This window comes from Sodalinema sp. (assembly GCF_046483825.1).
In the GTDB taxonomy this organism is placed as follows: domain Bacteria; phylum Cyanobacteriota; class Cyanobacteriia; order Cyanobacteriales; family Geitlerinemataceae; genus Sodalinema.
In genome coordinates, this window is sequence record NZ_JAWOCL010000218.1 from 1 (window position 1) to 25,937 (window position 25,937).

The following is a 25,937-nucleotide window of genomic DNA, read 5'->3' on the forward strand; positions in this document are numbered from 1 at the left end:
GGAACGAACTAATCTAAGAAATCTACCCGGTGTGACATGGGGGGAACGGACAGTTGTTAGCCTGGGGAACCGCGAAATCCCAGCCGGTTCCTATCGAATTGTCTGGCGGGGTGATGGGGGTTATTTCGCCCAGGGTGAGGTCAGTTACTCCGCCAGGTCGGAATCGTTGACATTGAGTGAGTGGTCGGATCGAGACAACCGATCAAACTTTATTGAAGAAAGCCAGCTAGGCAGCTTAACCCTAGGTATCTATAACCCTGATGGACAAGTCTTAAGTGCTGTTCAGCCGCCCAAAGAGGCCGGAGAAACTCTCGGTGTAGAACGGAGATGGCATATACCGAGCGGTTCAATCGAGGATTTCGCAAGTGGAACTTCGATCACTGGTTTAACAGATATCATGATCAAGACTCCTGAAGGCTATACCTTTAGGGTTCACACTGATCGCGATGCTCAAGCTCGAACATCACGTCTGATTAGTCTGGAACAGGATTTGCCGGAGAATGGCCCCATAAGACTCGATGAGGGGGGCAGTTTGGTCTTAATCAAGCGAGATCCCCTGACGGGAATGGAACTCGAGGAGTTCTTTGATGCAGACTTCTATCTGGCCAGTAACCCTGATGTGGCTGATGAGATAGCGAACGGAGAGGTTTCTGATCCCCTCACCCATTTTCAACGCCATGGGCAATATGAGGGTCGTAATCCTAACGCCCTCTTTGATACCGCCTTCTATCTGGCGAGTAACCCGGATGTGGCGGCGGGAGTGGCCGAAGGTTCGGTAGAATCTGCTGTCAGCCATTTTATCGATCATGGGCAATTTGACTGGCGATCGCCCAATCCAGCCTACAGTGATCTCGCCTATCTGGTTCGCAATCCTGAAGCCTTAGATGCCTTGGCCTCCGGGGAGTTTACCACCCCTGTCGCTCATTTCTTAGAGGTGGGCCAGGATCAGGGATTCTCAGCGGTTCCTTTGGCCTAATTTCTCGCCGAGGCCTCGCCACAGCCTGAGCGATTTATCCGTCTTGACAATCTAAAATCTCAGGTCATAATAGTCAGTAAAACTACGTAGAGTTGGGGTGCGTTCAATGGCTCAACTTGCACGACCTGAGAGTTTAGGGGGGCGGTTCGATGTCTATAGATCCTGAAGTAATAGAAGCGGCGAAAACTCCCAAAGACCAAGAATCATCAATCGGTAACTCCGGCATTAACCGATCTCCCGATCCAGATTTCGGAGAACCGATTACAGACCCAACACCCATTGAAAGAAGAGTTGAGATCACGATACGCGGGGGGTCTTATCGAATTATCTGGCGGGGCGATGAGGGTTATTTTGCCCAAGGTGAGGTCAGTTATCCTCCTATTACCGAGTCATTTACCGTTAGAGAGTATCCACAAGACCACTTCGACGACTTTACGGGCATTCCGAGACACTATATCAACGGGGTTAACGTAATCAACGGGGTTAACGTACGTGAACTAGAGGACACGGACTTAGACGAGATACACTCATACCCTGTCACCACAGACCGCCTCGATCGCTTAAACCTTTTCATCTATAACCCCGAGGGAAACGTCTTAAGTGGTGTTCAGCCGGACAAAGAGACCTGGGAGAGTCTGGGGATAGAGTTACTACTATCTGAACCCAGGAATTTGACAACTCTAATGATTAAGACTCCTGAAGGCTATACCTTTAGGGTTAACACTAATCCAGATGCGGAAGCTGAGCCATCCCGCCTGATTAGTCTGGAACAGGATTTGCCGGAGAATGGCCCCATAAGACTCGATGAGGGGGGAACTTTAGCCTTAATCAAGCGAGATCCCGTGACAGGAATGCAATTTGAGGAGTTCTTTGATGCAGACTTCTACCTGGCCAGTAACCCCGATGTGGCCAATGAGATAGCAAACGGAGGGATGGCTGATCCCCTCACCCATTTCCAACGTCATGGACAATATGAGGGTCGCAATCCCAATGGGTTCTTTGATACCGCCTTCTACCTAGCCAGTAACCCCGATGTGGCGGCGGGAGTGGCTGAGGGGTGGGTGGAATCCGCTGTCAGCCATTTTATCAATCATGGGCAATTTGATTGGCGATCGCCCAATCCGGCTTACAGTGATCTCGCCTATCTGGTTCGCAATCCTGAAGCCTTAGATGCCTTGGCCGTTGGAGAATTTACCACCCCCGTCGCCCATTTCTTGGAAGTGGGCCAGGATCAGGGATTCTCAGCGGTTCCCTTGGCGTGAACGACCGATCACGCTCATCAAAGATGACAGTGTCGGCTTCCTACCCAAAGAAGTGCTTTCGACTCCTCGGAGTAACGAGTCTTACCTTCTGGCGATTAGCTTGAGCCTGCGTCCCGCCGGTCAATGACATGGAAATAAAGCAATGCTTGTGTATATCTGGCTTGGTTTTCGCCTACACTTTCGATGTAAGGTGGCCTGAATTCTATCACAGGTCACGGCCGCGTTCATCCCGACACTGAAAACATCGCCTTGTCCTCACCTCGTTTGACCGTGCGGGGATTCTCGCGGAATTGGCTAAACTCTTTCTTGTTAGTGCCAGATCCTGGTAAAAGTCGCCCTGGAAGGGCGAGGCTTTCACCCCCAAAAGACGATGGTAATCCCTCCGGGGAATCCCCGTCGCGTGATTCGCGAGGAGTCGTCAACAATGGAGGGACATTCCCCCCAATCGTTTTTCAAGTAATGGTGATACACTACGGAAAATCCCACTCCTAACTGGCTTGCAAGGGTGACCCTTCGGTGAGACCAATCCCTAGGTCGATTTGGACGATTGATGGCTGTTCCCGACCAGTTAAGCCAGACCCTTGAGACTACCCTGATTCGGTTGCAGACTTTTGTGTCTCAAACAACATTCAAACCCGTCTGCCCCGTTCTACCCTAGGAGTGAGACTGCCGATAGGGAACCGAACACAGATCGATGGGACGGGTAATGGATTGGATGGGAGCCGTATGACAGCCGAAGACTATAACCGAGATCGTTTTGGGCTTGTTATGGCCAGAGTGGCCATGATTGCGATTCCCCTGATCCTAGGGATTTGGCGAGGACAGAAACTCTTGCCAAACTATCGATCTGACTCACAGGGATTCATGGCATCTCAATGGAGTCAACTTGAGTTAGAATCCTGGCTACCTCCGACGTTAACAGCATTAATGGGTGTACTGACGACGACGATTTTGCTGACGAGCGTTCTACTGTTTCTACGCCGCCTGTATCGACGAGTGCGTTACCCACGCGGCGATCGCACGGCGGTCGAATTTGCCCTCAATCGCGAACGCCTGTTTAATCACACTCTGATTGAAGCCAATCCGGCTTTTGTTGTGGCGATTTCTCCCGAGGGAGAGGTGCTGCGTATGAATGAAGCGATGCTGACCGCTTTGGGGTATTCCCGAGATGAAGTCCTCGGGCGAGATTATCTGTCGACGTTTGTTCCCCCTCAGGATCAGCCACGAGTCCGAGAGATTTTGCACCGTCTGATTCATGTCCAAGGGATGACGCATAGCGAAACCTCTCTCGTCACACGAGATGGACGGGTGTTGTGGGTGGCTTGGCATGGTCGTTCGGTACGTCAATGGCCCCAGGGTCGCTGTGAATTTATTGTGGGCATTGGCAATGATATTACCGATCGCCAGCGCACCATACAAGCCCTGGCCACGGCCGAAGCGAAATATCGCAGCATTTTTGAGAACGCTATTGAGGGAATTTTTCAAATCTCTCCAGAGGGCTATTACCTCAGTGCGAATCCTGCCTTGGCGACGATTTTGGGCTATGATTCCCCGGAGCATTTGATTCGTACACTCGATAACATTGATCGCCAACTCTATGTTGATTCGAGTCGTCGCGCAAAACTGCTACGACTGTTACAAACTCAAAAAGTGGTCTCAGGCTTTGAGGCGGAAGTCTATCGCCGCGATGGTTCAGTGGTGTGGATTTCTGAAGATGTCCGTGCGGTGCGCAATGATCATGGCGTTCTGCTTTACTATGAAGGCTCTGTGGTGGATATCACGGAACGCAAACGAACCGAACAACGACTGCGCTATAACGCCTCCCATGATGAATTGACGGGATTATGGAATCGGGGCTGGTTTCTCTCACAACTTGAACGCAGTTTGCGGCGATCGCGCCGTCACCAGGAGTATCGTTTTGCACTGTTATTCCTGGACTTAGATAATTTTAAAGGGGTTAATGATAGTCTGGGTCATGTGGTGGGCGATCGCCTGCTGTTGGAAATCGCCCAACGACTTGAACTCTGTTTACGTCCGGGTGATGCTTTGGCCCGACTCGGTGGGGACGAATTTACCATCTTGATGGAAAATATCCGGGATCTTGAGGAAGCCATTGAACTGGCGAAGCGTTTACAACAGTGTCTCCAAGATCCCTTGCACGTCGAAAATCATCGTATCTTTACCCAAGTCAGTATTGGCATCGCGCCGGGAGATCCCAGCCATCAACAACCTCAAGATTTATTACAAGATGCCGATATCGCCCTCTATCGGGCGAAAAAGCAGAAACCCGATGCTGGCTATGTCCTGTTTGATCGCACCATGCGCAGTGAAACCGTGCGACGGCTGCAACTTGAAACGGATCTGCGCGGAGCCATGAAGCGCAATGAGTTAAACGTGGTCTATCAACCCATTGTCTCCCTAGAGAGTTTAACGGTGATAGGATTTGAAGCCCTCGTCCGCTGGCGACATCCTCAGTATGGTAACATCTCACCCTCTGAGTTTATCCCCATTTCTGAGGAAAGCGGCTCAATTCAGGCTCTAGGGGCCTGGGTGTTGCGCACCGCTGGCTATCAACTGCAACATTGGCAACAGACGGTTCTCGGCTGCGATCGCCTCTCGATGAGTATTAACCTCTCAGGAAAACAACTCTCCCCGGCCTTTATTGAGCAACTCGATACCCTTTTAGCCGAAACTCACCTCGATGGACAAACCCTGAAACTTGAAATCACTGAAACCGCCTTGATGGAAGATGTCGATACGGCGATCGGCTTACTCGAACAAATCCAACAGCGGCACGTAGTCCTCTGCCTGGACGACTTTGGCACCGGCTATTGTTCCCTAAACTACCTGCACCGCTTCCCGATTCAGATCCTGAAATTGGATCGCTCCTTTATCGAGCGGTTGTTTAACGGCGATGGCCAGCCTCCCATTGTGCAGGCGATCGTCAATTTAGCTCAACACTTACAGATTAAAACCATCGCCGAAGGCATTGAAAATCTACAGCAACTGCAATACCTGCAAGATCTCGGCTGTCATTACGGACAAGGGTACTGGTTCTCCCGTCCCCTCGAATCTCACGCCGCTGAAGAGATCCTACACAAACAGTTTGATCCCAAAGCCTTAGCCAGTTAAAACCCGCTGTATCTCCTTCCTCTCGGGTGATCCCCGATCGTTGCATCTGACGTGGCCAGTCGTTTTCCTTGTCATATCAACGTCAAGCCATGGCCATAGGATTGACAAACCTAATGACATCGTGTAACGCTAATGCCTAAATTTAGGTCGTGATCCTTTGGCGATCGCGCCTAAGGGTGCATCGTTCCTGGCCTAGAGCAAAATTTCAAGCGTTCTTAAGCCCATTCGAGGAATTGAAACGTGATGTTCTAGGTTTTGGATAAAATCAAAACCAAACTTTCATCTCTACTGAGCTGAGACTGTCGTTCTGGAGGACAGACCCATTAATCGTTCTTTTGACCCTAAGGAACTCCGTTCCCCGTACCCCAACACCAATCGTACTGATACTGCACATCCCCCTATGTCAACCAACACGCTAGAACTGACCCCCGCTACGGAAGTGACCGAGTCCGTTCTGCATATTTGGGGACGGCAGTCTCTCGCTGGAGACGTGACCATCAGCGGCGCGAAAAACGCTGCCCTGGCCCTAATTGCCGGAGCCTTACTCTGTCCCGAAACCTGCCGTCTTCGCAATGTCCCCGGACTGGTTGACATTGCTCGTATGGCACAAATCGTCAGCGCCCTAGGGGTTAAACTGCGCCGTGACGGGGATCTGATGGAAATCGATGCCACCCATATCGGTCAATCCCAAGCCCCCTACGAACTCGTCAGCCAACTGAGGGCGAGTTTCTTCGTGATTGGCCCCCTCCTAGCACGTCTAGGGGTGGCTAACGTTCCCCTTCCCGGCGGCTGCGCCATCGGCGCTCGTCCCGTTGACCTCCATGTTCGCGGCTTACAAGCTCTCGGCGCTGATGTACAAATTCAACATGGCGTTGTCCGGGCCTGCATCACCGGCGGACGACAACGACTGCAAGGGGCTAAAATCCATCTCGACTATCCCAGCGTCGGGGCCACGGAAACCTTGATGATGGCCGCCACCCTCGCTGATGGGGAAACCATCCTTGATAATGCAGCCCAAGAACCCGAAGTCATCGACTTAGCCAACTTCTGTCGCGCGATGGGGGCCAATATCCAAGGCGCAGGAACCAAAACCATTTACATTCAGGGTGTCTCTCAACTGCATACCGCTGACTACAGTATTGTCCCCGATCGCATCGAAGCCGGGACGTTCCTGGTTGCTGGAGCCATTACCCGGTCCGAGATTAGCCTCTCCCCGGTGATTCCTGACCATCTAACCGCCGCCATCGCTAAGTTACGCCGCGCTGGTACTGAGGTGGTCATGGATTCTCCAGACCGCTTGCGAGTCATCCCAGGGGCGATCGAAGCCGTCGATATCGAAACTCAACCCTTTCCCGGTTTCCCGACTGATATGCAGGCCCAATTTATGGCGCTACTGACTCTAAGTAACGGTAGTAGTGTGATTACGGAAACGGTCTTTGAAAATCGCTTGCGTCATGTGGCGGAATTGCAGCGGATGGGAGCCGATATTCGAGTCAAAGGCAACATTGCGGTGGTTCGTGGGGTTCCCATGCTCTCGGGCGCTCCTGTGGTGGCCACGGATTTACGAGCCTCGGCAGCACTGGTGTTAGCCGGGTTAGCCGCCGAAGGCAAAACGATTGTTCAGGAGTTACGACATCTCGATCGCGGCTACGAAAATCTAGCCGGTAAACTCCAAAAACTCGGCGCCCAAGTCGAACGAGTCGCTGTCGGCAACGACAGCACCCCCTAACCTTCATCGGAGAGATCTTGAAAATAGACAGTTGAGAGTGGACAGTTGATAGGTGTAAAATAGTTATTTGACAAGGGTTACTGTTGTTCTCACTGTCTTATTTTATCTGACTACTGATACCAAACAATCCGCCCAAACAGTGAGTCCATCCCACGATGGCTCACTGTTTGCCTTTTATGGACTATTGCCTATTGCCTCTTGCCTCTTGCCTTCTCCAAACTAGGTACACTTAGGAAAGATTAGTGTTTTTCTCATCCTCCTCATCATGTCTTTTCCCAAAACCCTTTTGCTGGGGCTAAAGTCGGAACAGTTCCGTCATCCCCTGGATTTACAGGCCACCACTGCCCTAAAACAGATTCCTGGCGTCGATTTACTGGTGCGGAATTTGTTGGGGGCTTTGGGAGAACAGTATTTTTATCTGGAAAATATCGCCTCGGGGGTGCGAGTCAGCGAACAGCAACTGCCCGAACTCCATCAGTTACTGGTTGAGGCAGCCAAGGTGTTGGATGTCGAAGCCCCGCAATTGTATGTCCGCCAACATCCCGTCCCGAATGCTTACACCTTTGCCATGCGGGGACGACAAGCCTTTGTGGTGCTGCATACCTCGTTAATTGAACTGTTAACCCCCGAAGAAACCCAGGCCGTGATTGCCCATGAGTTGGGACATCTCAAATGCGAACATGGAGTCTATTTGACGTTAGCCAACTTAATTACTCTAGCCGTGGGGCAAGTCCCCAATTGGGGAACGCTCGTGGCCCAGAGTCTGCAAGCACAAATGTTGGAATGGCTGCGTTGTGCCGAGTTTAGCTGCGATCGCGCCGCCTTGTTAGCCACCCAAAATCCTCGCACGGTCATGTCGGTACTGATGAAACTGGCCGGCGGTTCCCCGACTCTATCGCCACAGTTGAACTTAGATGCCTTCCTAGAGCAAGCCCGCTCCTATGATGACATCAGCGATGATGCTCTCGGGGAAGCCCTCAAACAACTGCAAACGGAACAATTGAGCCATCCGGTTCCGGTCCTACGAGCGCGGGAGATTGATCGCTGGGCCAGCAGCCAAAATTATTATGACTTGTTAAACCCGAGCAAAAGGTGCTATAGTGACAAAACCAACGCAACGGGCGGATGGCGAAATTGGTAGACGCACCACACTCAAAATGTGGCGGCTTCGGCCGTGAGAGTTCGAGTCTCTCTCTGCCCATCAAAAAAATGCAAGGCTAGGGGTCAGATCGCCTCTAGCCCTTTTTCATGGAACCCATTGGCATGGGAATGGGGATTTCACCCGGCGGGAACCCTGCTATAACAGAGGGGGGCGATCGCCCTTGCGGACTGCCTAGGACCCTCACGTATTATGACTGTCGACAAATCGATTTCAACGGCCAACCCCTCAGAAGCGCCATCTCGCTCATCCTGGTTTACCAAAGTGGCGATCGCCCTGTTCGTGATCTTGTTCCTCCTGGGGGCGATTCCCAAATACCTCCAGGGGAAGCCTCCCATTGACGCCATTCCCGATGCCCCCATTTCCTCACTACAACAGCTCACCGAAGAGGGATTAAGCCTCGATAATTGGACGACTGTTGATCGTCAGAGCGTACGCCTTGGACCGAATCAATGGATCATGCAAACCGTAGCCTGGGACGGAGACGACTCCATCGACCCCCCAAGCGATTGCGGTTCCCGCACAGGTTGCGATCGCGCCACCATCCTCATGAGTCCCCAGCGAGTCCAAAGCGGGACCTCTGCCCAACCGCAAATGGAATGGCTCGATATCCGGGGACTCGGACGAGCCCAGGGGCAAAACTGGACCGAAGACCAACATCAACAACTTAAGTTCAGCCTCAGCAATAACCAAGGACAAGACACAACCGTTCACGTCCGCTACTTCCGGGGCTGGACTCAACAGCGCAGCTTTGCCATTGCCCAGTGGTATGCTTGGGAAACCGGGGGCAATCCGAGCCTAGTGCGTTGGTTTTGGCGCGATCGCATGGCTCGTATACAAGGTCGTCGCGTTCCCTGGGTTGCCGTGTCTCTGATTATTCCCATCGAGCATCTCAGTCCCGTCGAAGCGGCTAGCCCCTTCGTCAAAGCCCTTGCCCAACAGGTTCATCAGGCCCTTATCGAACAAGGCTTCAGCTCTGACGCCAGCCCTCAATAACGCTGTCCACCACGATTCCAGGGTATCCGCATCGTCTGCCCCGCCATGCCCTCTCGAAGCCCGAGATTCGCCATGACCCAGTCCCACTTCCTCTCCCTACCCTCCTGGCGTTGTCGCACCGCCGTCGTCTCAGGTGCCGTTCTCCTCGCCATTCAAGTGTTGCCCATGGCCAAGGCGATCGCCCAAAGCGAGGAAATTCCCGAACGCGAGGAAATTCCCGAACGCGATCGGGTTCCTGAAAACGAAGGCGAGCAACGCATCCTAGACCCCAGCATTCCCCAAGGTCGGCCCTCACGCCAATGGCAGCAACTTGAGAGCCAGGGAGAAGTGCAACACCGCGAAACCATGGACTATTTAGAAACCTGGTTACGCGATCGCCTCGACCAACTCCCCACCTCCCAACAACTTCCCCCGGCCATCCTTCAAGATCCTCGCCGACCTCAGCCCGAGGACATTCCCCTCGATAGCGTGGACTGGGAAGAATACCGCCTCGACATCGGCGACGGAATTTCCATCGTTGTTCAACCCCCCTTTCAAGACCTCAGTACCACCGCTCAACTCTCCTTCCAAGGAACGATCTTCGTTCCCCTCCTCGGAACCATCAATCTACAAGGTCTCACCGTTGAAGAAGCGGCCAACTTCCTCGAAGACTCCCTCAACAAATTCGTGGTCAACCCCGAAGTTCAAGTTGTTCTGGCCCAGCCACGACAATCTCAGATCACCGTCACCGGTGAAGTAGCAAGTCCCGGATTCTTTCCCATTACCCCCAACTCGCCTCTGGTTCAAGCCCTCCTCACCGCCGGTGGCGTCACCATGGATGCGGACTTGCGACAAGTCACCGTAGAGCGACGGTTTCCGAACGGAGAACAGATCACTCAAACCTTTGACCTCCATACTCCCCTCATTCTCGGCCAAGCCATTCCCGACGTGCGGTTACGGGATGGAGATGTGATTCGGGTTCCCACCCGACCCCGAGAATTTGACTCCAACTACGATCGCGACATCCTGCAACGAACCGCCCTCGTCTCCACCGCCGCCCAACCCATCGCCATCACCATCACCGGCGAAGTCGTCCGTCCCGGCTTCTATGACTTTTCCTCCCGTCCCGCTCCCGAGGTTGACGGCGCCCTCGTCGCCGCCCAAGGAACCAAAACTACCGCTGACCTCCGACGTATCCTCGTCCGTCGTCGCCTTCCTGATGGGACGGCGATCGAACGAGAACTGGATCTGTTTACCCCCCTGCTCGAAGGACGGCCCTTACCCCAACTCGGTCTCGAAGATGGCGACGTGATTATCGTCCCCGAAATTCGCCCCGAAGACCGAGAGGATTACGACATTGAACTGATGACCCGCACCAGTCTCTCCCAACAGCGCATTGTCGTGCGGTTAATCAGTCGCCCCGGGAACTCCGCCGGACGACAAGATCTACCCGCAGGAAGTCGCCTAGCCGATGCCGTGGCCGGAGTTCCCCTCAATACCGCTCGCTTAGGTCGAGTCGCCTTAATTCGCTTTGATGAAGAAGCCGGCGAACCCGTTACACAACATTACAACGTGCGAGAAGCCATCATGGGTAATATGGAGGAAAATCCCCTGCTCCAAGATCGCGATGTGATCGTCGTCGGACGGAACCTTGTTGCCCAACTCGGGAACTTCCTCAATACCTTCACCCAACCCTTCCGAGATGTCTTGGGGTTTCTCTTATTCTTTGACCAACTTTCTAACAGTGCTGATAACCTGTTTGGCCCCGATGGTGAAACAGATAATCAAAACTAAGGCTCTGACTCTGATTTAACCGTCTCGCGTCTAATTGACGACTCCCCGCTCGCTCACAGACGGGGCGACCAAGCGATCGAGTTTTTGATCGTGTCTGTAGCCTTTAAACTATAAATAGGACTCAACTAGGTAAATTAACTGTGGCCCCTTCAATCGTCAAACGGTACATCATTGCCTTCGGCAAATATAAATTTGCCGGATTTGCCGTCTTTGCCCTTGCTGTCGGCGTGTCCGGACTCTTGGGTTTAGAAGAACCGCCCCCGCCAAGTTACAACGCTTCAGGTGTGATGAGTCTGAATGAGGAACCGGTGACCGTCTCACAAACCGGGCCGAACATTCAAGAGCAAGGGTTACAGGCTCTAAATCGGGACTTTCTGATTGATGACCAGGTGGCTGAGCAGATCTCACAACAGGTCGGTATCCCACCTCGCAAGGTTAAATCTGCTCAACTGCAAACTCCGGGAGGGAATGGGCCAAAGTTATATAAATTTTCCTATACCGATTCAACACCCGAGCGAGCCGAAGAGGTCGTGCAGTTGCTGATGGAGTCGGCCGTTGAGAAAAGCCTAAGGCTGAACACATCAAGACTCGATGTCCTGATTGCTGCTCTCAACGAGCGCATTCCTGAAGTTGAAGCAGATTTACGAGAAGCCGAAGATCGTCTCGTCCAGTTTGACCGCGTTGAAGGGGCGGCCCTGATTTTGGGTCGCGATGGTGTTTTGGTCAACAATATTCGCGGTGCCGAGAACCAGCAGGAACAACTGCAACGACAAATTGAGGAAGTGACGACCCAAATGCAGAGTCTCGAAGCGCGTTTGGGGTTGACCGTTGATGAAGCCTATACCTCTTCAGCCCTCAGTCGTGATCCCATTGTTAATAATCTGCGGGGACAGATTCACCAAATTGAAAGCCAGCAAGCACTTTTAAGCCAAACCCTACGCCCAGATCACCCGGAAGTCGTCGAGTTGCGCCGCCAGTTATCGGGACTCGAACGTTTGCTCGAAAACCGCGCGCGGGAGGTGATTGGTGGTGATGGAATTGGGACTCCGTTTTATGACAGCCGACGGGTTCGAACCGAAAGTAGCCTCGACCCGGTTCGTCAGGAAATGGCGAATCAGTTGGTAGGGTTACAAACTCAACGAGAGACGTTGGTGCAGAATTTGGCCCGCTCTGAGCAGGCTGAAACTGAGTTACGGAGTGAGTACCAAAATCTCCCCAATTTAGAGTTGGAACGGGAACGACTCAGCCAAGTTGTGGCGATTCATAAGTCTCTGTTTAATCAGTTGCAAGCTCGCTTGATTGATGCCGAGTCAGCACGCACTGAAACCGTCAGTAACCTCAGTATTGCCCAAGAACCTCGGGTGCAAGAACAACGGGAGGAGGCGGCGAATATCTTTATGTTGGTCCTGATTGGTGGTGGTGCTGGACTGGCCGCCGGGGCGGTGTTAATTTTTGGTTTGTCGGCTCTCGAAGGACGCTTCTATACGATGGAGGAAGTCCAAGGGGCGTTGGAAGGTCGGGATTTAACGGTCTTGGGTACGATTCCTCAGATCGAGTCCTTGGAACCTGTTGAGGAAGATTTCTTTCCCCTGCTGATGTCGGCTCATTCTCCCTATTTGGAGTATTACGAGCGAGTCCGCAGCAATTTACAACGACTCGAAGGAACGCCGCCGCGTATTGTTTTGGTGACCAGTTTTGCAGCCGGGGAGGGTAAGTCCTTGACGGCTTATAATTTGGCCATCGCAGCGGCCCGTTCAGGGAAGCGCACGCTCTTGGTTGAAGCCGATGTGCGATCGCCCTCTCGGGCCAATGTCTTGAAACTTGCCCTCGATCCCCAACGGTTAACGGAACCTCTGCGTCACTACGACAGCCTCAATCAGAATGCTCATCTAGTGCCAGATGTCCCCAATTTCTATGTGGTCCCGAGTCCGGGTCCCCAACGCAATGTACCGGCGATTATTGAATCGAGTGAGCTACGACAACTATTGATGCAGGCCCGGGCGCGTTTTGACCTGGTGGTGGTCGATTCCCCCTCCTTGAGTCGCTGCGATGATACCCTCACCCTTGAACCCTTTACGGATGGTCTGCTACTGGTGGCCCGTCCCGGTATCACTCAGGGGGGCTTGCTCAATGAATATGCCGAAATGCTAGAAGAGGCTGAAGACCGAGTCCGGGTTCTCGGAGCGGTGGTGAATGGGGCGGAAATCACGGTCGAGATTCCTTATGAGGAACCCGAGGAGCCTTCAACCTCCTCTGAATTAGAGTATGGGGCGGCCCTCTACGATCCCTATGCCAACAATTCGTACGTCGAACACCCCGAAGCCACGGTTGAGACTCCGACTCCGCCTCGACGCCGATCATAATCCGCTAATCGAGATCTTAGTTGAGTTGGAGTTAGCGGTTGGAGGGGACGCTTCCCCAGCCGGGAACTTTCTCGGCTGCGCTGAGGGTAAAGGCGGCGAGTTCTTCGAGTTCAGGGCGAGCTAGCCAGCTTTCAGGGACTTCGCGGCACCAGTAACTCGGTTCTGAGCCGTCGTAGGTCATGGGTTCCCGTAAATAGGTGACAAAACTGTCGATATTGTCCCGTGGCGGGGTGGCCCCGGCGAGATCGGCCAGAGTTAAGGAGATTTGCGGCAGGGGCAGCGTTAAGCCGTTGGCATGACAGTAGGCACAGTTTTCCATGAAGATATCTCGGCCTCGGGTTAGGGCTTCGCCGCTATACTGGGCGCTGTTGCCTTGAGCGTCCAATTTGACCTCGGCGGGGCCATCGGGGGTGAGATAACGCTTAACATCGGCGTTAATGCCATCGGCTAGGGCGGGCGTGGCACTCAGTAGCATGAGGGCGATCGCGGCCATTGCGGTCAGGGTTCGTTTGAGCCAGGTTCCCGCAGTAGCTATTGGGTAAAAAGCCATGATTGTCTTTCGGTAAAAACGGCAAAAAGGGCAGAATCAAAAAAACCGGCGATCGCATTGGCAGATCGCCCGGTTCTCTCAACCCTGTCAGGGTGCAAATCGGGGCTTAGTTGTAAACCTTACCACCACCCCATTGGGTTCCACGCAGTTTGGGCTGAATCAGAATATGCCCAGCAATGTTAAACAAATCGTCGTCTGTTAAATTTCTCATCTCAGGGAAAATATCTGCACTCGAGGTCGCCGGATGCAGTTCAGAAATGTCAAACTCACCATCAAAGGTGGTGGGGTTTTTCATATAATCCACCAAAGCTTCAACATTATCCCGGCGGGGTGTGGCTAGGGATAAACTTTCGGAACTTAGGTTGACGTTGGGGTTGGTCTTGGTCAGGCCAACGGGGTGGCACTGGGCGCAAATATCCCCAAATAGGCGTTTTCCTCGGGTGGCTTGTTCGATGGACAAGGTGGTGGTTTCCCCTTGTTCATTCAAGGGGACCGTGCGGGTTTCGGCATCAAGTTGCAACGCCATGGCGCTGTTGTTGCCAAGGTTCCAAACTAAGACGACCGTGGCGATCGCAAGCCAAAAGAATCTTTTTAGCATTGTTTTCCTCTAAACGTTATTGATGTTCAGCAAAGCTTGAATGTGGGACAAGCTTAAATCTCTTGTCAGTACACATATCATGCCAGAGTCTGGGGACGTTAGAGCAGGTGGTTTAAGGATTTGTTATCTTTAGAGCGCTAAGTTGACTCATTTGACCCGGAAACGTCTAGGGCCATGGCATCACTCGTCAGATGACGAGGAACTCGATGATGCTCCCGTTGGGGCGACGGATGATGCAAACGAATCAATTGGGCCAACAGCCCTTTGAGTTGGGGCCGTGGCACAATGGCATCGACAAATCCATGTTTGAGCAAATCTTCGGCCGATTGAAAGTCGTCGGGGAGTTTCTGGCGTAGGGTTTGCTCAATCACCCGCCGTCCCGCAAAACCGATGGTTGCTTTCGGTTCAGCCAGGATAATATCACCTAACATGGCAAAACTGGCCGTCACGCCGCCGGTGGTGGGATGCGTCAAGATGGGGATATAAAGCAATTGGGCTTGACGATGGCGTTGCAAGGCCCCGGAAATTTTCGCCATCTGCATGAGGCTCAACATCCCTTCTTGCATCCGCGCTCCCCCCGAGGCGCAGACGATAATCACGGGGCGGCGATCGGCGGTTCCTTCTTCAATTAGACGGGTGAGGGTTTCTCCCACCACGGATCCCATACTGCCTCCCATGAAGCGAAAGTCCATGACCCCGAGGGCTACGGGTAAGCCATCGAGGTCTCCAAACCCCGTTTGGATGGCATCATTGAGTTGGGTTTTGTTTTGGTAATCGCTGAGGCGATCGCGGTAGGCTTTGCGATCGCAAAATCCTAAGGGGTCAGTCGGACGTAAGTGGCTATTGAGGCGTTGCCACGTCTCCCGGTCGATTAGGTGTTGAATGCGATCGTCGCTAAAAATGCGACGATGATGGCCGCATTCTGGACAAACCATGTGGTTTGCGGCTAAGTCTTTACTATAGGTCAAGACGCCACAGGACTCACACTTTGTCCAAAGCCCCTCGGCGATTTCTCGTTCTTGCTGCTTCTGACCGATGGAATTTAACTTACGTCGGTCGGCAAACCAATCAAATAGAGACATGAAGTTCTGGGATTTTTAAAAGCAATCTCGCGGCTGAGGTCAAATTACAGACAGAGCCGGTCACGTAAAACTCCTGGGAGGGTTGGAAGCTCCGTGATTTATCGCGGAGAGGAAAACCGACTCAAGCGGCTTTAGCCGCCAGCACCCCCTTGCGGGGTGGAGGGGTATGGTTGCCCCTCCATGGAGCTATGGTTGGCTCCGACTCCCTTGCGGGGTAATGTTTGCTATGCGCTAACGCGCACGCTGCGCGAACGCTAATGTTCAGAGTCGGTACTTTCCAAATCGCACTGTCTTAACCCCTTAGGACTGTTTAACGATTCGATTCTAGAGCCGGGAACTAGCACGCATTCCCGGGTAGGAACTTTAACTCTTGCTCGCTCACGTAGCCAGTTAAGGCTTAAGCTGGTCAGCTACCTGAAGGGGAGGGCACGAAGCCCCCGTGCTTCAGCCGGGGGTGCTGACGGTTAAGTCAAGGATCTCTGTCATGGATCGCATCCTATCAAATTCCGGTACTCTAACGCGATTTCTTGTGGCAGATTGGGATCTGGAATTGTCGGATTTCGTCGGCTCTTCCCCCAGGATACTCTGATCTGTAGTCGATTTAACCCCAAATTTGTTGAGGAAAGTTTCATGAAACCGGTCTTACCGCTTATTCTGCTGATGCTCCTAACGGCTCCCGCCGTGAACATTCAGCCAGCTCAGGCTCAAGCTGAGACGCCCACAAATGATCCGGCGTTAGAAGCGTTATCTCTGTCACCCTTGGACTTGAACCGCGCTAAGAACCAGGCCCGTCAATTCGCAGAACGACTCAACGGAGGCTTACAGACTTACCGGGCTGAACCCTCCATGCACGGTCCCTCGGCGGAGTCTCCCTATCGGGTGACAGAAGCGGGCCAGCTTGAATTTAACTTTTTCGGACGAGCGCCTGGGGCGTCAAACTACACCATAGAAACGGTGATCGTTGTTGATCCCGACACCTGGGAGTTAGATATGATCTATAACGGCGCGATTCGTCCTCGGGACGACAGTGAGGGTTAAAGCACTCCAGCGGGGAAAAAGACCTCTAAATAGAGGTTGAGTAACGTCTCTCCCCAAATCGCCGCAACCGCTCCAGCCAGGGCAAGAAATGGACCAAAGGGCATCGGCTGCGATCGCCTCAACAGTCCCAGGGCGATCGCCCCCCCACCTATGACCGCACCCAACAAGGCCCCTAAAAAGCCGGTGACCATCATCAGGCCGGGGCCTAACCAAGCCCCAACGGCGGCCAATAATTTCCCGTCACCGGCGCCCATGGCCTCTTTTCCCCAGGCCAGGGACCCCAGAAAACGCACCGCATCCACCAGCCAAATGCCCAGGACTGCCCCGAAAATCCCTTGCATGAGTCCCCCTATGGCCGAGTCTCCTTGCCAGCCTTGTAGGCAATGATAGACCAAGCCTGAGACGACTCCTAAGCGTGTTAGGGGATTGGGCAGGATCATTGTATCCCAGTCAATTAGGGCCAAAATCAATAACCCGGTTAAAAACAGCCAATAGCCGAAGGTGGTGAGGGAAACCTGATAGCGCAGAAACACCCCTAAAAAGAGCAATCCTGTCACCGCTTCGACCATGGGATAGCGAGGGGAGATGGGGGCGTGACAATGAGCGCAGCGCCCTTTGAGGCGCAACCAGCCCAAAACCGGGATGTTCTCCCCTTTCCCTAGGCTATGGCCGCAATGGGGACAGCGGGAGGGGGGATAGAGTAAAGAGAGTCCAGCCGGGAGGCGATAAATCACCACATTGGCGAAACTACCGATAGACGCGCCCAAGGCAAATACAATAACAAGCATAGGTAATGCCCACAGGTGATCGGTCACAGTTACGATTGCCCCTCAGTTGTTACCTTTCAAGTTTAAAACGGAAATCGCTTTATGTATTTAGTCACTGGTGCAACCGGAAGTATCGGAAAACGCATTGTACGGCGATTGCGCGATCGCGATCTCCCCGTGCGAGCCTTTGTGCGACTATCGTCGAGTTATGCTGAACTCGAACAACGAGGCGCCGAAATTTTTATCGGTGATTTAGCCCAGGAACGAGATATCCGCAAGGCCTGTCGTGATGTTCGCTATATTATCAGCGCTCATGGCTCCGATGGGGGTCAAGCTCAAGCCATTGATTACCGCGCCAACATTGATTTAATGGATTTTGGTCAGGAAAATCGGGTTGAGCAGTTTGTCTATGTGTCTGTGTTGGGAACCGAGCGCGGCTACCAAGATTCTCCCGTCTTTAAGGCCAAGCGCGAGGTGGAAAATGCCTTGCAAAAGAGTGAGTTGACCTATACGATTTTGCGTCCTTCGGGGTTTGCGTCTAATCTCTTACCCTTGGCGGAGCGATTTCGTGATACGGGACTCTATTTTGCGATTGGCGATCTCAAGAATCGCTCCTCAATTCTCAGCCCTGATGATTTAGCTGAAATTGCCATTCAAGCAACTGAGCGAGAGGCGGCGCGAAATCAGATCTTTGCGGTGGGTGGCCCGGAGATTCTCAACCGTGATGATATCCCCAAAATCTTTGGGCGCGTGTTTCAGAAAGATCCTTTTGTGGTCAATCTTCCCTTAAGTGTTTTGGATGGGGTTCGCTCAGCGGTTGGTTTTATCAATCCTGAATTACAGCGATCGCTCGGAACCTTACGCATTCTTCTGGCGAATGAATTTTTCTGTACATCTGAAGAAATTCATCGCTTAGAATCGGTGTTTGATATTCAAATGGAATCCTTGGAAAGTTTTCTACGGCGCTATTTAGTGAATAGCTAAAAACGTCGGTTTGGCTTAAACCCATTCTAATTGGGGCGAATGGGGTCAAGTGTTTCTTGACGGTTTCGCCCCGATTATCTCGTTGTCTAGGCAACAGATAGCTGCCCGTTACTGCCAGACTAAATCTGCATACTCATTGCGGCAAGTGTCGAGGACTCGGTTGGCGACCTCGTCAGGATTCTGAAGGCGGTAAAAGCCCTCAAATTCAGGTGTTATCGGGGGAGTGTTTGGGCTGGCGATCGCCGTATCTGAGCGTTGAATGGCATAGGAATAACGGGTCTCTTCGTAGGTGGGAATCACCGTAACTTGTAAAGATTGATGGGTCATTTGCCCGTAGAAACAATCGAACGAGGACTGATACATATAAAATCCACCTACAACCTGGTTTCCTCGGGATTCTAGGACGATATACGCCCTTCCTAGAATCTGAAGCTGAGGGGATTCACCATAGACATAAATTCCGTCGGCAGAACTCCCAGAATGGTCGGGCATCTCTTGAGCGATCGCCGGAGAACTTGGCGTAACGGTCGAGGGCAGAACATCGGCGATCGCCAAGGCCAAGAGAGGAATAGACCAGAAAAACCAACCGTAATTCCTTTTGAGCCATTCAATGTTCACCCGTTGCGATAATCCCAAAAATTGAAGCACCCCATTTACCTCTACTGCATCACCACCTTAAATTATAAAAGATGAGGCGGCTTCAGAGTATAAAGAACAATGAAGTTTTCTCAATTGTTGACAAGACAGACGTTAAAGAGCCGTGATCAGCCCTGCAAAACTTCTCAATTTGCTGATGTCTTTCATGACCCGATGGACCCCTCTCGTGATCCGGTCTCCTTTGCCCGGCCAGGGTATCCTAGTTGCGCTGGTGTTGCTGTTCGGGGCAATCCCCTTGCTGGCCATGAGTCCAGTCGTCTACCGACCGCAATTGTTGCCATTGCAAGCTATCCCAGTTGAGCAGAATGTCAAACAACATACCGCGATTTCTGTCGCACGATTAGAACGACTTAAAGCCAATACCCAACGGCAAATTGAACAGAATCGCATTCCCCCGGATATCGAGCAATTTGTTCCTGAAGCGTATCAGGGTCAAATTGTGCGATCGCTCCCCCTGGCCCTGGGCGATCGCGCCATCGCCTTAACCTTTGACGATGGTCCGTCTCCGTATACCCTGCAAATCCTAGATATTTTAGAAAGCTACGACATCCTCGCCACCTTCTTTGTACTCGGGCAAGTCATCTCTAGCTATCCCGAGGTTTTACAGCGAATCGTCGCCGATGGACATCTACTGGGAAATCATACCTGGTCTCATCCCTACATCGTTAACAGCGAAGCAGAAGCCTACCGGGAAATTGAACCCACCGCTGAACTGATCTACGACTATACGCGAGTGCGAACTCAACTATTTCGTCCCCCCGGCGGCTACCTAAACAACGCCCTCACCCCCTACAGCGCCCGCCAGAACCAGACCATTACCATGTGGTCCGTCGATAGTTTCGATTATTTTCTCTCACAGTCAGAGATTCTCGATCAGGTTCTCGCCCAGATTCACCCAGGGGCGATCGTTCTCTTGCACGATGGCGGCGGACCCCGTCATCATACCGTCGCCGCCCTGCCACAGCTGATTGAATCCTTGCAACAGCAAGGTTATGAGTTCCTGACGGTGACGGAGTTAATGAAACGCTCTCAGGCGGCGATCGCTCAAACTCCAGACTCAGAAGAGTTTTAGCCCTCTTCACCATCTGAATATAGCTCCCGAATCGGGGTTTGTAAGAATTTCGAGATATCCTTCGTCCGAGAACTGGTTTAAAATGAACACTCAGGCTTTAACCTCAGCGCCACCGCTCCAGACCCAGACTGCCCATCACGCCGCCCACTATGCCGCAAACCATGCCGCAAACCATGCCGCAACAACTCTTCAACACCCATATTGCCAACGCCAAGGTTCTGCAACCGCCAGTTGAGATGAAGGCCCAGGTTCCCCTGAGCGATCGCGCCGAACAGACGATTGTGGAGTCTCGTCAGCAACTTGAGGCCATTCTCGATCGCCGCGATTCCCGTAGCTTTGTGGTGGTTGGTCCCTGTTCGATTCATGATGTCAAGGCGGCGATCGAGTACGCCCAACGGCTGCGGGAGTTGAGCGATCGCGTCCAAGACAAACTCCTGCTGGTGATGCGCGTCTATTTCGAGAAACCCCGCACCACCGTCGGCTGGAAAGGGTTAATCAACGACCCCGATATGGATGACTCCTTCCACATCCAGAAAGGGTTACTCCTGGCCCGCCAACTCCTCGTTGACATCGCCGATCTCGGGCTACCCACCGCTACCGAAGCCCTCGATCCCATCGTGCCGCAATATATCAGCGATGTCCTCAGTTGGTCGGCGATCGGCGCTCGCACCATTGAATCGCAAACCCACCGCGAGATGGCCAGTGGACTCTCGATGCCCGTTGGCTTAAAAAATGGCACCAACGGCAGCATCGAAGTTGCCCTCAACGCCATGAAAGCCGCCCGAGAACCCCATAGTTTTTTGGGAATTGACGAAAATGGTTCCGTTAGTGTTTTCAACACCAGCGGCAACGATTATGCCCATATCATCCTTCGGGGTGGCGGCGGCACCGTCAATTATGATGCCGACTCCATCGCCAAGGTGGAAGGACAATTAAAAGCAGCGGGACTTCCCCCGCGCCTCGTCGTCGATTGCAGTCATGGTAACTCCCAGAAAGACCATCGCCGTCAGTCTGGGGTGTTTCAAAATGTCATTCAACAAGTCCAGTCCGGCAACTCCTCCATTGTGGGCATGATGTTGGAGTCGAATCTCTTTGAAGGGAACCAAAAGATCCCCGACAACTTGAATGATCTCCGTTATGGCGTCTCCGTGACGGACAAATGCCTGAGTTGGCAAGAAACGGAGTCCACTATTTTAGAGGCTTATCAGACCTTAGGTGGCAAGGGATAGAACCTAGCTCAACAGTGATCTGAGTAGAGAAATTAAGAGGTGGCCATGAGTAAGGGGCAAACCGCGCGACTTGTTGAAGTCTTTTCCGCCATTCAGGGAGAAGGCGCAAATATCGGCACTCGGCAAATTTTTGTCCGCTTTGCCCTCTGTGATTTACGCTGTCTCTACTGTGATAGCGCCCATACCTGGCACGCTCGGGCTCATTGTCGCGTCGAGCGAACACCGGGATTACGGGATTTTGACGAGTATGATAATCCGATTACGGTGGAGGTGTTGACCGCTTGGGTTGAACGCCAAAATCGACCGGGACTTCATGACAGTCTCAGTTTGACGGGAGGAGAACCCCTCTTACACGCCCCGTTTCTGGCGGAGTTTTTGCCCGAAGTCCGCCGACGAACCCAACTGCCGGTTTACTTAGAGACTGGGGGACATCGTCCTGATAAATTGGGGCCAATTCTCCCCTATTTGGATTTGGTGGGGATGGATATTAAGTTACCCAGCACCAGTGGGGAAACTTGGTGGGAGGAACATGAGTTGTTTTTGAGACAATGTCATGAGGCTGGGGTGTCGGTGTTCGTTAAAACCATTGTCTGCGATCGCACCCCCGCCCAGGAACTCGAACGAGTCGCCCATTTAGTGGCCCGAGTTAGCCCCGATACCCCCATTTATCTGCAACCCGTCACTCCCCTGAATGGAGTTCTACGGGCCACGAATGAAGCCCTACGCCGGGATTCATTTCGCGATGCGGTTGTGCCTGATCCCGAGCAGATTTTGGCTTGGCAAACCATGATGAAACGCACCATTCAGCAGGTGCGGGTGGTTCCCCAGACTCATAAAATGATTGGACAGTTGTAGGGGAGAGAGGCAGAAGGCAATAGGCAATAGGCAAGAGTCGGGTAGGGTGCGTTCGGGCTTCATCACGTCTTTGGCCTCAACCAACCCGGCCAAAACGGCCCGAACGCACCATTTTGAGGCAAGAGGGGGAGGATGTGGGGCCTTACTATTGTGGACGGTTAATTGTCGTTGAGACTGCGCTGGGCCTGTTGTAAATCCCGGTTGGCGGCTGTCATGTGGGTTCGGGCTAATTCTCCGGCGAGGGTTTGTGAGGGAATTAGGTGTAGGCGATCAATGGCGGCTTGCCAGTTGTCTAGGGCATTTTGGGCGCTTTGGTAGGTGGTGGCCTCTCGGTATTGCGATCGCGCGGACTGGAGTTCCCCTAATGCCTCATCTAACTCATCATGAGCATTCTTTTCTTGGAATAGCACCACATCCATCCGTCCGATCGCCTTGCGGGCCGTCTCAAACTCATCGTGGGTAAAGTTCCAAGAACAGCCAAAAAACGTACAATACCGTTGCGGGTAATAGCCAAGAAACCAGACGGGAAGTTGATCAAGATGATGTTGGGCCTGCGTCACCTTCTCTTGCCCCAACTCCAAATCCGCCGCACTGGTGGCTTGGTTGACTAACTGATCGGATTGTTCCACAAGGGCGATCGCCTCTCGGTAATTCTCGTCCATACTCAGAAAACTGGGCAACAAGAGAATCGGAGCATGTTCAGCAATAGGGCGACGAATCATCGGATAGGGTAGATTAGCCAAGGCGACAAACCCGACGATTCCTGCACCCCCAGCCACCGTAGCGGCCAGGGCAACAGCCAAGGTTCGAGCTTTAGAGGGGTTATTTGCCTTCGCGGCTTGTTCAATCACCGCGACAGGAAAGAGAGGATAGTCGGCGTGGATTACTTGTTTCAGTTGAGGTTCACTCAGGGGGTTCCCCTCTTGTTTCGCTAATCCTTGCAATTTCTGAAGCAGTAACTTACGAACGACGCGCTCCCCCACATCGCCTCGATTGTCCTTCTCAAGCGCTTCCCGTAGAATCCCTAAAGCACGACCATTTAAACGCTTCATCGTTAAATCCCGAACTGAGCTAGTCCCATGCTATCAAATTTTCTGGTCTCGCAAGACGGCTAGAACCCGTCAATTTATCCCGACAGACTGGCTCAGGACTGTAAAGACAAAAGAATCCCCTATTCTCCGAGAAATTAAACTAGAATAGGAGACTGTCCTCCAGATTTTCAAGATACCCCTAAATGGATATTATTCTGACTCTGGTTATCTTGGTGTTGGCATTGATTGGTTTTGTCAGTGAACTCCTACCGCCAGATATTATTGCTTTGTCTGTAACCGTTTTGCTGATGCTGTGCGGCTTAGTCAGTCCCGAAGAAGGAATGTCTGGCTTTAGTAACTCAGCAACCATGACAGTCATGGCCATGTTTATTCTCAGTGCGGGAATTGCTAAAACTGGGGTGATCCAAATTATTCGTGACTTTTTAATTCGTTGGGGTGGGCAAACCTCAAATCAGCAAATTTTTACCTTGGGTATCATAGTTGGACCCATTTCGGGATTTATTAATAATACGGCTGTTATCGCTATTTTTCTGCCTATTGTTGAAGATTGGTGTCGCAAACAAAAACGTTCGCCTTCAAAATTATTGATTCCGCTGTCGTATGTTTCAATTTTAGGGGGAATGACGACCTTAGTGGGAACGTCAACGAATATCTTAGCCAGTGGACTTTCGGAACAATTAGGCTATCGAACCTTTACGATTTTCGAGTTTTCCAAAGCGGGTATTTTTATATTTTTGTTTGGACTTCTTTATTTAACTCTCTTTGCCTCTTATCTATTACCCGATCGCAAAACTGACAATGAATCGTTTACTCAAGGCTATGGCTTACGAGATTACGTCAGTGAATTAGTGATTACGCCTCAATCAAGCCTCGTGGGCGAAACCCTAAATAATAGTGGGATTCAGCGAAAATTTGACCTAGATGTTTTAGAATTACTACGAGATAAGGTTCGCTTCGCACAACCCTTAGCCGACAAAATCCTGCAATCAGGGGATGTCTTGGTGGTTCGTAGTAGCCGAGAAGACTTACTTAAAATTCGTGAAGAACGGGGATTAGAACTATTTGCAGATGTTAAATTTACGCAAACTTCCCTAGAATCAGTTTTGAGTTCAGAAGAAGAAAAAATCGGCGAAGTTTTGATTTTATCCAACTCTCGCTTAATTGGAACAACCCTCAAAGAAATCCGTTTCCGACAACGTTATAACGCAACGGTTTTAGCCGTGCGTCGAGGTTCAGAACTGGTCAAAGGTCCATTAGGACGAGTTCCCCTACGTTTTGGCGATTTGTTGCTCCTCCAAGGACCCAAGCAAAGCTTTGTTGGCTTACAAACGACCCGAGAACTTTTGGTTCTAGAACAGCGGAATGTGGAGATGTTACGCCAGGACAAAGCTGGGATTTCAGTGTTGATTGGCTTAACGGTTATCGGCTTATCTGCCTTTAACATTATGCCAATTTTGGTGAGTGCTTGGGCGGGCGTTATTGCCTTGATTCTAACTAAATGTTTACGGCCAGGCGAAATTTACGGAGCAATTCGCTGGGATATTATTTTTTTATTAGCTGGCTTAATTCCCTTGGGGATTGCGATGCGAAACTCCGGGACAACCGCCTGGATTGCTGGACATTTGGTTACGATTGGCGGACATCTTCCAGGCTACTGGGTCTTGGTTTTCTTCTTTGTGATTACCTCTGCGTTTACCGAAGTTATTTCTAACAATGCTGCGGTGGTGCTGATGCTACCCATCGCTGTCGAAGTGGCCCAAAGTTTAGGTTTAAATCCCTTTGCTGCCATGTTTGCAGTGACCTTTGCCGCCTCCAATAGTTATCTCAGTCCCATCGGCTATCAAACCAATACCATGGTTTATGGGCCAGGGGGCTACAAATTTACTGATTTTGCTCGGGTTGGTGCGCCTTTAACCCTCAGTTTAATGTTTCTCGTTCCTTGGCTAATTATAGGCTTCTATGGCTTGTAGAACTCAGGTGCCGTCATTGGCAAACTCTCCCGGCCAGGCTTCCCTAAACATGGTATTTTGAATTGGCTTCAATGCCTCCACCCCGGTCTTGTGGCTGGGGTAGGATACGTAAGATAACAGTAGCAGAGACAACCTAGAATGATTCAACAACGTGGTGTTACGGTTTGGTTCACTGGCTTGAGTGGAGCCGGAAAAACAACGATTAGTCAGGCCGTCGCGGAACAACTGCGATCGCTCGATTGTAAGTTAGAAATCCTTGATGGCGACATTGTTCGACAAAATCTCACTAAAGGCTTGGGATTCAGTAAAGAAGATCGCGATGAAAACATCCGTCGCATCGGCTTTGTCTCTCATTTGTTGACTCGCAACGGTGTCATTGTCCTCGTCTCAGCCATTTCCCCCTATCGAGCGGTGCGTGAAGAAGTCAAAGCTCGCATTGGCGATTTCGTAGAAGTCTTTGTCAATGCACCCTTAGCTGTTTGTGAAGATCGCGACGTCAAAGGCCTCTACAAAAAGGCCCGTAGCGGTGAAATTGCTAACTTCACGGGGATTAGCGATCCCTATGAACCCCCCAGCGATCCCACGATTGAATGTCGGACGGATTTAGAATCCCACGAGGAGAGTGTGACTAAGGTTCTTAATACGCTCAAGGAGATGGGATATCTCGGCTAATAAAGCCATGACCGCGATAGG

21 protein-coding genes, 1 tRNA gene and 1 pseudogene are annotated in these 25,937 nt (G+C 51.9%); 17 read left to right on the plus strand and 6 right to left on the minus strand.

Going from position 1 to position 25,937, the window contains the following annotated elements:
* The first annotated feature begins 397 nt into the window (after positions 1–397).
* The 9 genes from R6U67_RS14025 to R6U67_RS14065 all read left to right on the plus strand — a co-directional run bounded on the left by R6U67_RS14025 (position 398) and on the right by R6U67_RS14065 (position 13,390).
* Positions 398–976, plus strand: a complete 579-nt coding sequence (locus R6U67_RS14025; RefSeq protein WP_410253117.1) for a hypothetical protein — start codon at positions 398–400, stop codon at positions 974–976.
* Positions 977–1,659: 683 nt separating this feature from the next.
* The gene (locus R6U67_RS14030) at positions 1,660–2,238 is read left to right on the plus strand and encodes a hypothetical protein (protein ID WP_410253118.1); all 579 of its coding nucleotides are present in this window, start codon (positions 1,660–1,662) and stop codon (positions 2,236–2,238) included.
* Between the two features lie 864 nt (positions 2,239–3,102).
* The gene (locus R6U67_RS14035) at positions 3,103–5,370 is read left to right on the plus strand and encodes a putative bifunctional diguanylate cyclase/phosphodiesterase (RefSeq protein ID WP_410253119.1); all 2,268 of its coding nucleotides are present in this window, start codon (positions 3,103–3,105) and stop codon (positions 5,368–5,370) included.
* Between the two features lie 400 nt (positions 5,371–5,770).
* Positions 5,771–7,099, plus strand: coding sequence for a UDP-N-acetylglucosamine 1-carboxyvinyltransferase (gene murA, locus R6U67_RS14040; RefSeq protein ID WP_410253120.1), 1,329 nt, complete (start codon positions 5,771–5,773; stop codon positions 7,097–7,099).
* 265 nt (positions 7,100–7,364) lie between these two features.
* A complete protein-coding gene (locus R6U67_RS14045) occupies positions 7,365–8,240 on the plus strand; it encodes a M48 family metallopeptidase (RefSeq protein ID WP_410253121.1) in 876 nt (291 codons plus the stop codon).
* Positions 8,219–8,300 (plus strand) — tRNA-Leu (locus tag R6U67_RS14050). The genes R6U67_RS14045 and R6U67_RS14050 overlap by 22 nt, the downstream gene beginning before the upstream one ends.
* A gap of 150 nt (positions 8,301–8,450) precedes the next feature.
* Positions 8,451–9,254, plus strand: coding sequence for a cyanoexosortase B system-associated protein (locus tag R6U67_RS14055; RefSeq protein ID WP_410253122.1), 804 nt, complete (start codon positions 8,451–8,453; stop codon positions 9,252–9,254).
* A gap of 72 nt (positions 9,255–9,326) precedes the next feature.
* Complete coding sequence (locus R6U67_RS14060; RefSeq protein ID WP_410253123.1) at positions 9,327–11,027, plus strand: SLBB domain-containing protein; 1,701 nt, start codon at positions 9,327–9,329, stop codon at positions 11,025–11,027.
* 140 nt (positions 11,028–11,167) lie between these two features.
* Entirely contained in the window at positions 11,168–13,390 is a 2,223-nt protein-coding gene (locus tag R6U67_RS14065; protein ID WP_410253124.1) for a GumC family protein, read from the plus strand.
* 31 nt (positions 13,391–13,421) lie between these two features.
* Here R6U67_RS14065 and psbV2 read toward each other — a convergent pair whose 3' ends face one another.
* From psbV2 to accD, 3 genes are all read right to left on the minus strand, one after another.
* Positions 13,422–13,940, minus strand: a complete 519-nt coding sequence (gene psbV2 / locus R6U67_RS14070) for a photosystem II cytochrome PsbV2 (RefSeq protein ID WP_410253125.1) — start codon at positions 13,938–13,940, stop codon at positions 13,422–13,424.
* A 106-nt stretch (positions 13,941–14,046) separates the two neighbouring features.
* Positions 14,047–14,538, minus strand: coding sequence for a photosystem II cytochrome c-550 (gene psbV / locus R6U67_RS14075; RefSeq protein WP_410253127.1), 492 nt, complete (start codon positions 14,536–14,538; stop codon positions 14,047–14,049).
* A gap of 137 nt (positions 14,539–14,675) precedes the next feature.
* Positions 14,676–15,620 (minus strand): acetyl-CoA carboxylase, carboxyltransferase subunit beta, encoded by a 945-nt coding sequence (gene accD / locus R6U67_RS14080; RefSeq protein ID WP_410253128.1) that lies wholly within the window; start codon positions 15,618–15,620, stop codon positions 14,676–14,678.
* Between the two features lie 33 nt (positions 15,621–15,653).
* Here accD and R6U67_RS14085 point away from each other — a divergent pair.
* Both R6U67_RS14085 and R6U67_RS14090 read left to right on the plus strand, forming a co-directional pair.
* Positions 15,654–15,838: pseudogene (locus R6U67_RS14085) on the plus strand (hypothetical protein).
* Between the two features lie 412 nt (positions 15,839–16,250).
* Positions 16,251–16,658 (plus strand): hypothetical protein, encoded by a 408-nt coding sequence (locus R6U67_RS14090; protein WP_410253129.1) that lies wholly within the window; start codon positions 16,251–16,253, stop codon positions 16,656–16,658.
* Here the strand turns inward: R6U67_RS14090 and R6U67_RS14095 are convergent.
* The gene (locus R6U67_RS14095; RefSeq protein ID WP_410253130.1) at positions 16,655–17,446 is read right to left on the minus strand and encodes a prepilin peptidase; all 792 of its coding nucleotides are present in this window, start codon (positions 17,444–17,446) and stop codon (positions 16,655–16,657) included. The genes R6U67_RS14090 and R6U67_RS14095 overlap by 4 nt on opposite strands.
* A gap of 81 nt (positions 17,447–17,527) precedes the next feature.
* Here R6U67_RS14095 and R6U67_RS14100 point away from each other — a divergent pair, with 81 nt between their 5' ends.
* Positions 17,528–18,409, plus strand: coding sequence for an SDR family oxidoreductase (locus tag R6U67_RS14100; RefSeq protein WP_410253131.1), 882 nt, complete (start codon positions 17,528–17,530; stop codon positions 18,407–18,409).
* A 108-nt stretch (positions 18,410–18,517) separates the two neighbouring features.
* Here the strand turns inward: R6U67_RS14100 and R6U67_RS14105 are convergent, their stop codons facing one another.
* Complete coding sequence (locus R6U67_RS14105) at positions 18,518–19,057, minus strand: hypothetical protein (protein WP_410253132.1); 540 nt, start codon at positions 19,055–19,057, stop codon at positions 18,518–18,520.
* 175 nt (positions 19,058–19,232) lie between these two features.
* Between R6U67_RS14105 and R6U67_RS14110 the strand changes: the two genes are divergently transcribed.
* The 3 genes from R6U67_RS14110 to R6U67_RS14120 all read left to right on the plus strand — a co-directional run bounded on the left by R6U67_RS14110 (position 19,233) and on the right by R6U67_RS14120 (position 22,222).
* The gene (locus tag R6U67_RS14110) at positions 19,233–20,138 is read left to right on the plus strand and encodes a polysaccharide deacetylase family protein (RefSeq protein ID WP_410253133.1); all 906 of its coding nucleotides are present in this window, start codon (positions 19,233–19,235) and stop codon (positions 20,136–20,138) included.
* Positions 20,139–20,287: 149 nt separating this feature from the next.
* On the plus strand, positions 20,288–21,367 hold the full coding sequence (locus R6U67_RS14115) for a 3-deoxy-7-phosphoheptulonate synthase (protein ID WP_410253134.1): 1,080 nt from the start codon (positions 20,288–20,290) through the stop codon (positions 21,365–21,367).
* Between the two features lie 45 nt (positions 21,368–21,412).
* Positions 21,413–22,222, plus strand: a complete 810-nt coding sequence (locus tag R6U67_RS14120; RefSeq protein ID WP_410253135.1) for a 7-carboxy-7-deazaguanine synthase QueE — start codon at positions 21,413–21,415, stop codon at positions 22,220–22,222.
* A gap of 158 nt (positions 22,223–22,380) precedes the next feature.
* Here R6U67_RS14120 and R6U67_RS14125 read toward each other — a convergent pair whose 3' ends face one another.
* Positions 22,381–23,274, minus strand: coding sequence for a hypothetical protein (locus R6U67_RS14125; RefSeq protein ID WP_410253136.1), 894 nt, complete (start codon positions 23,272–23,274; stop codon positions 22,381–22,383).
* Between the two features lie 182 nt (positions 23,275–23,456).
* Between R6U67_RS14125 and R6U67_RS14130 the strand changes: the two genes are divergently transcribed.
* Complete coding sequence (locus R6U67_RS14130; RefSeq protein WP_410253137.1) at positions 23,457–25,244, plus strand: SLC13 family permease; 1,788 nt, start codon at positions 23,457–23,459, stop codon at positions 25,242–25,244.
* A 141-nt stretch (positions 25,245–25,385) separates the two neighbouring features.
* Positions 25,386–25,916, plus strand: coding sequence for an adenylyl-sulfate kinase (gene cysC, locus R6U67_RS14135; RefSeq protein WP_410253156.1), 531 nt, complete (start codon positions 25,386–25,388; stop codon positions 25,914–25,916).
* Positions 25,917–25,937: the final 21 nt, after the last annotated feature.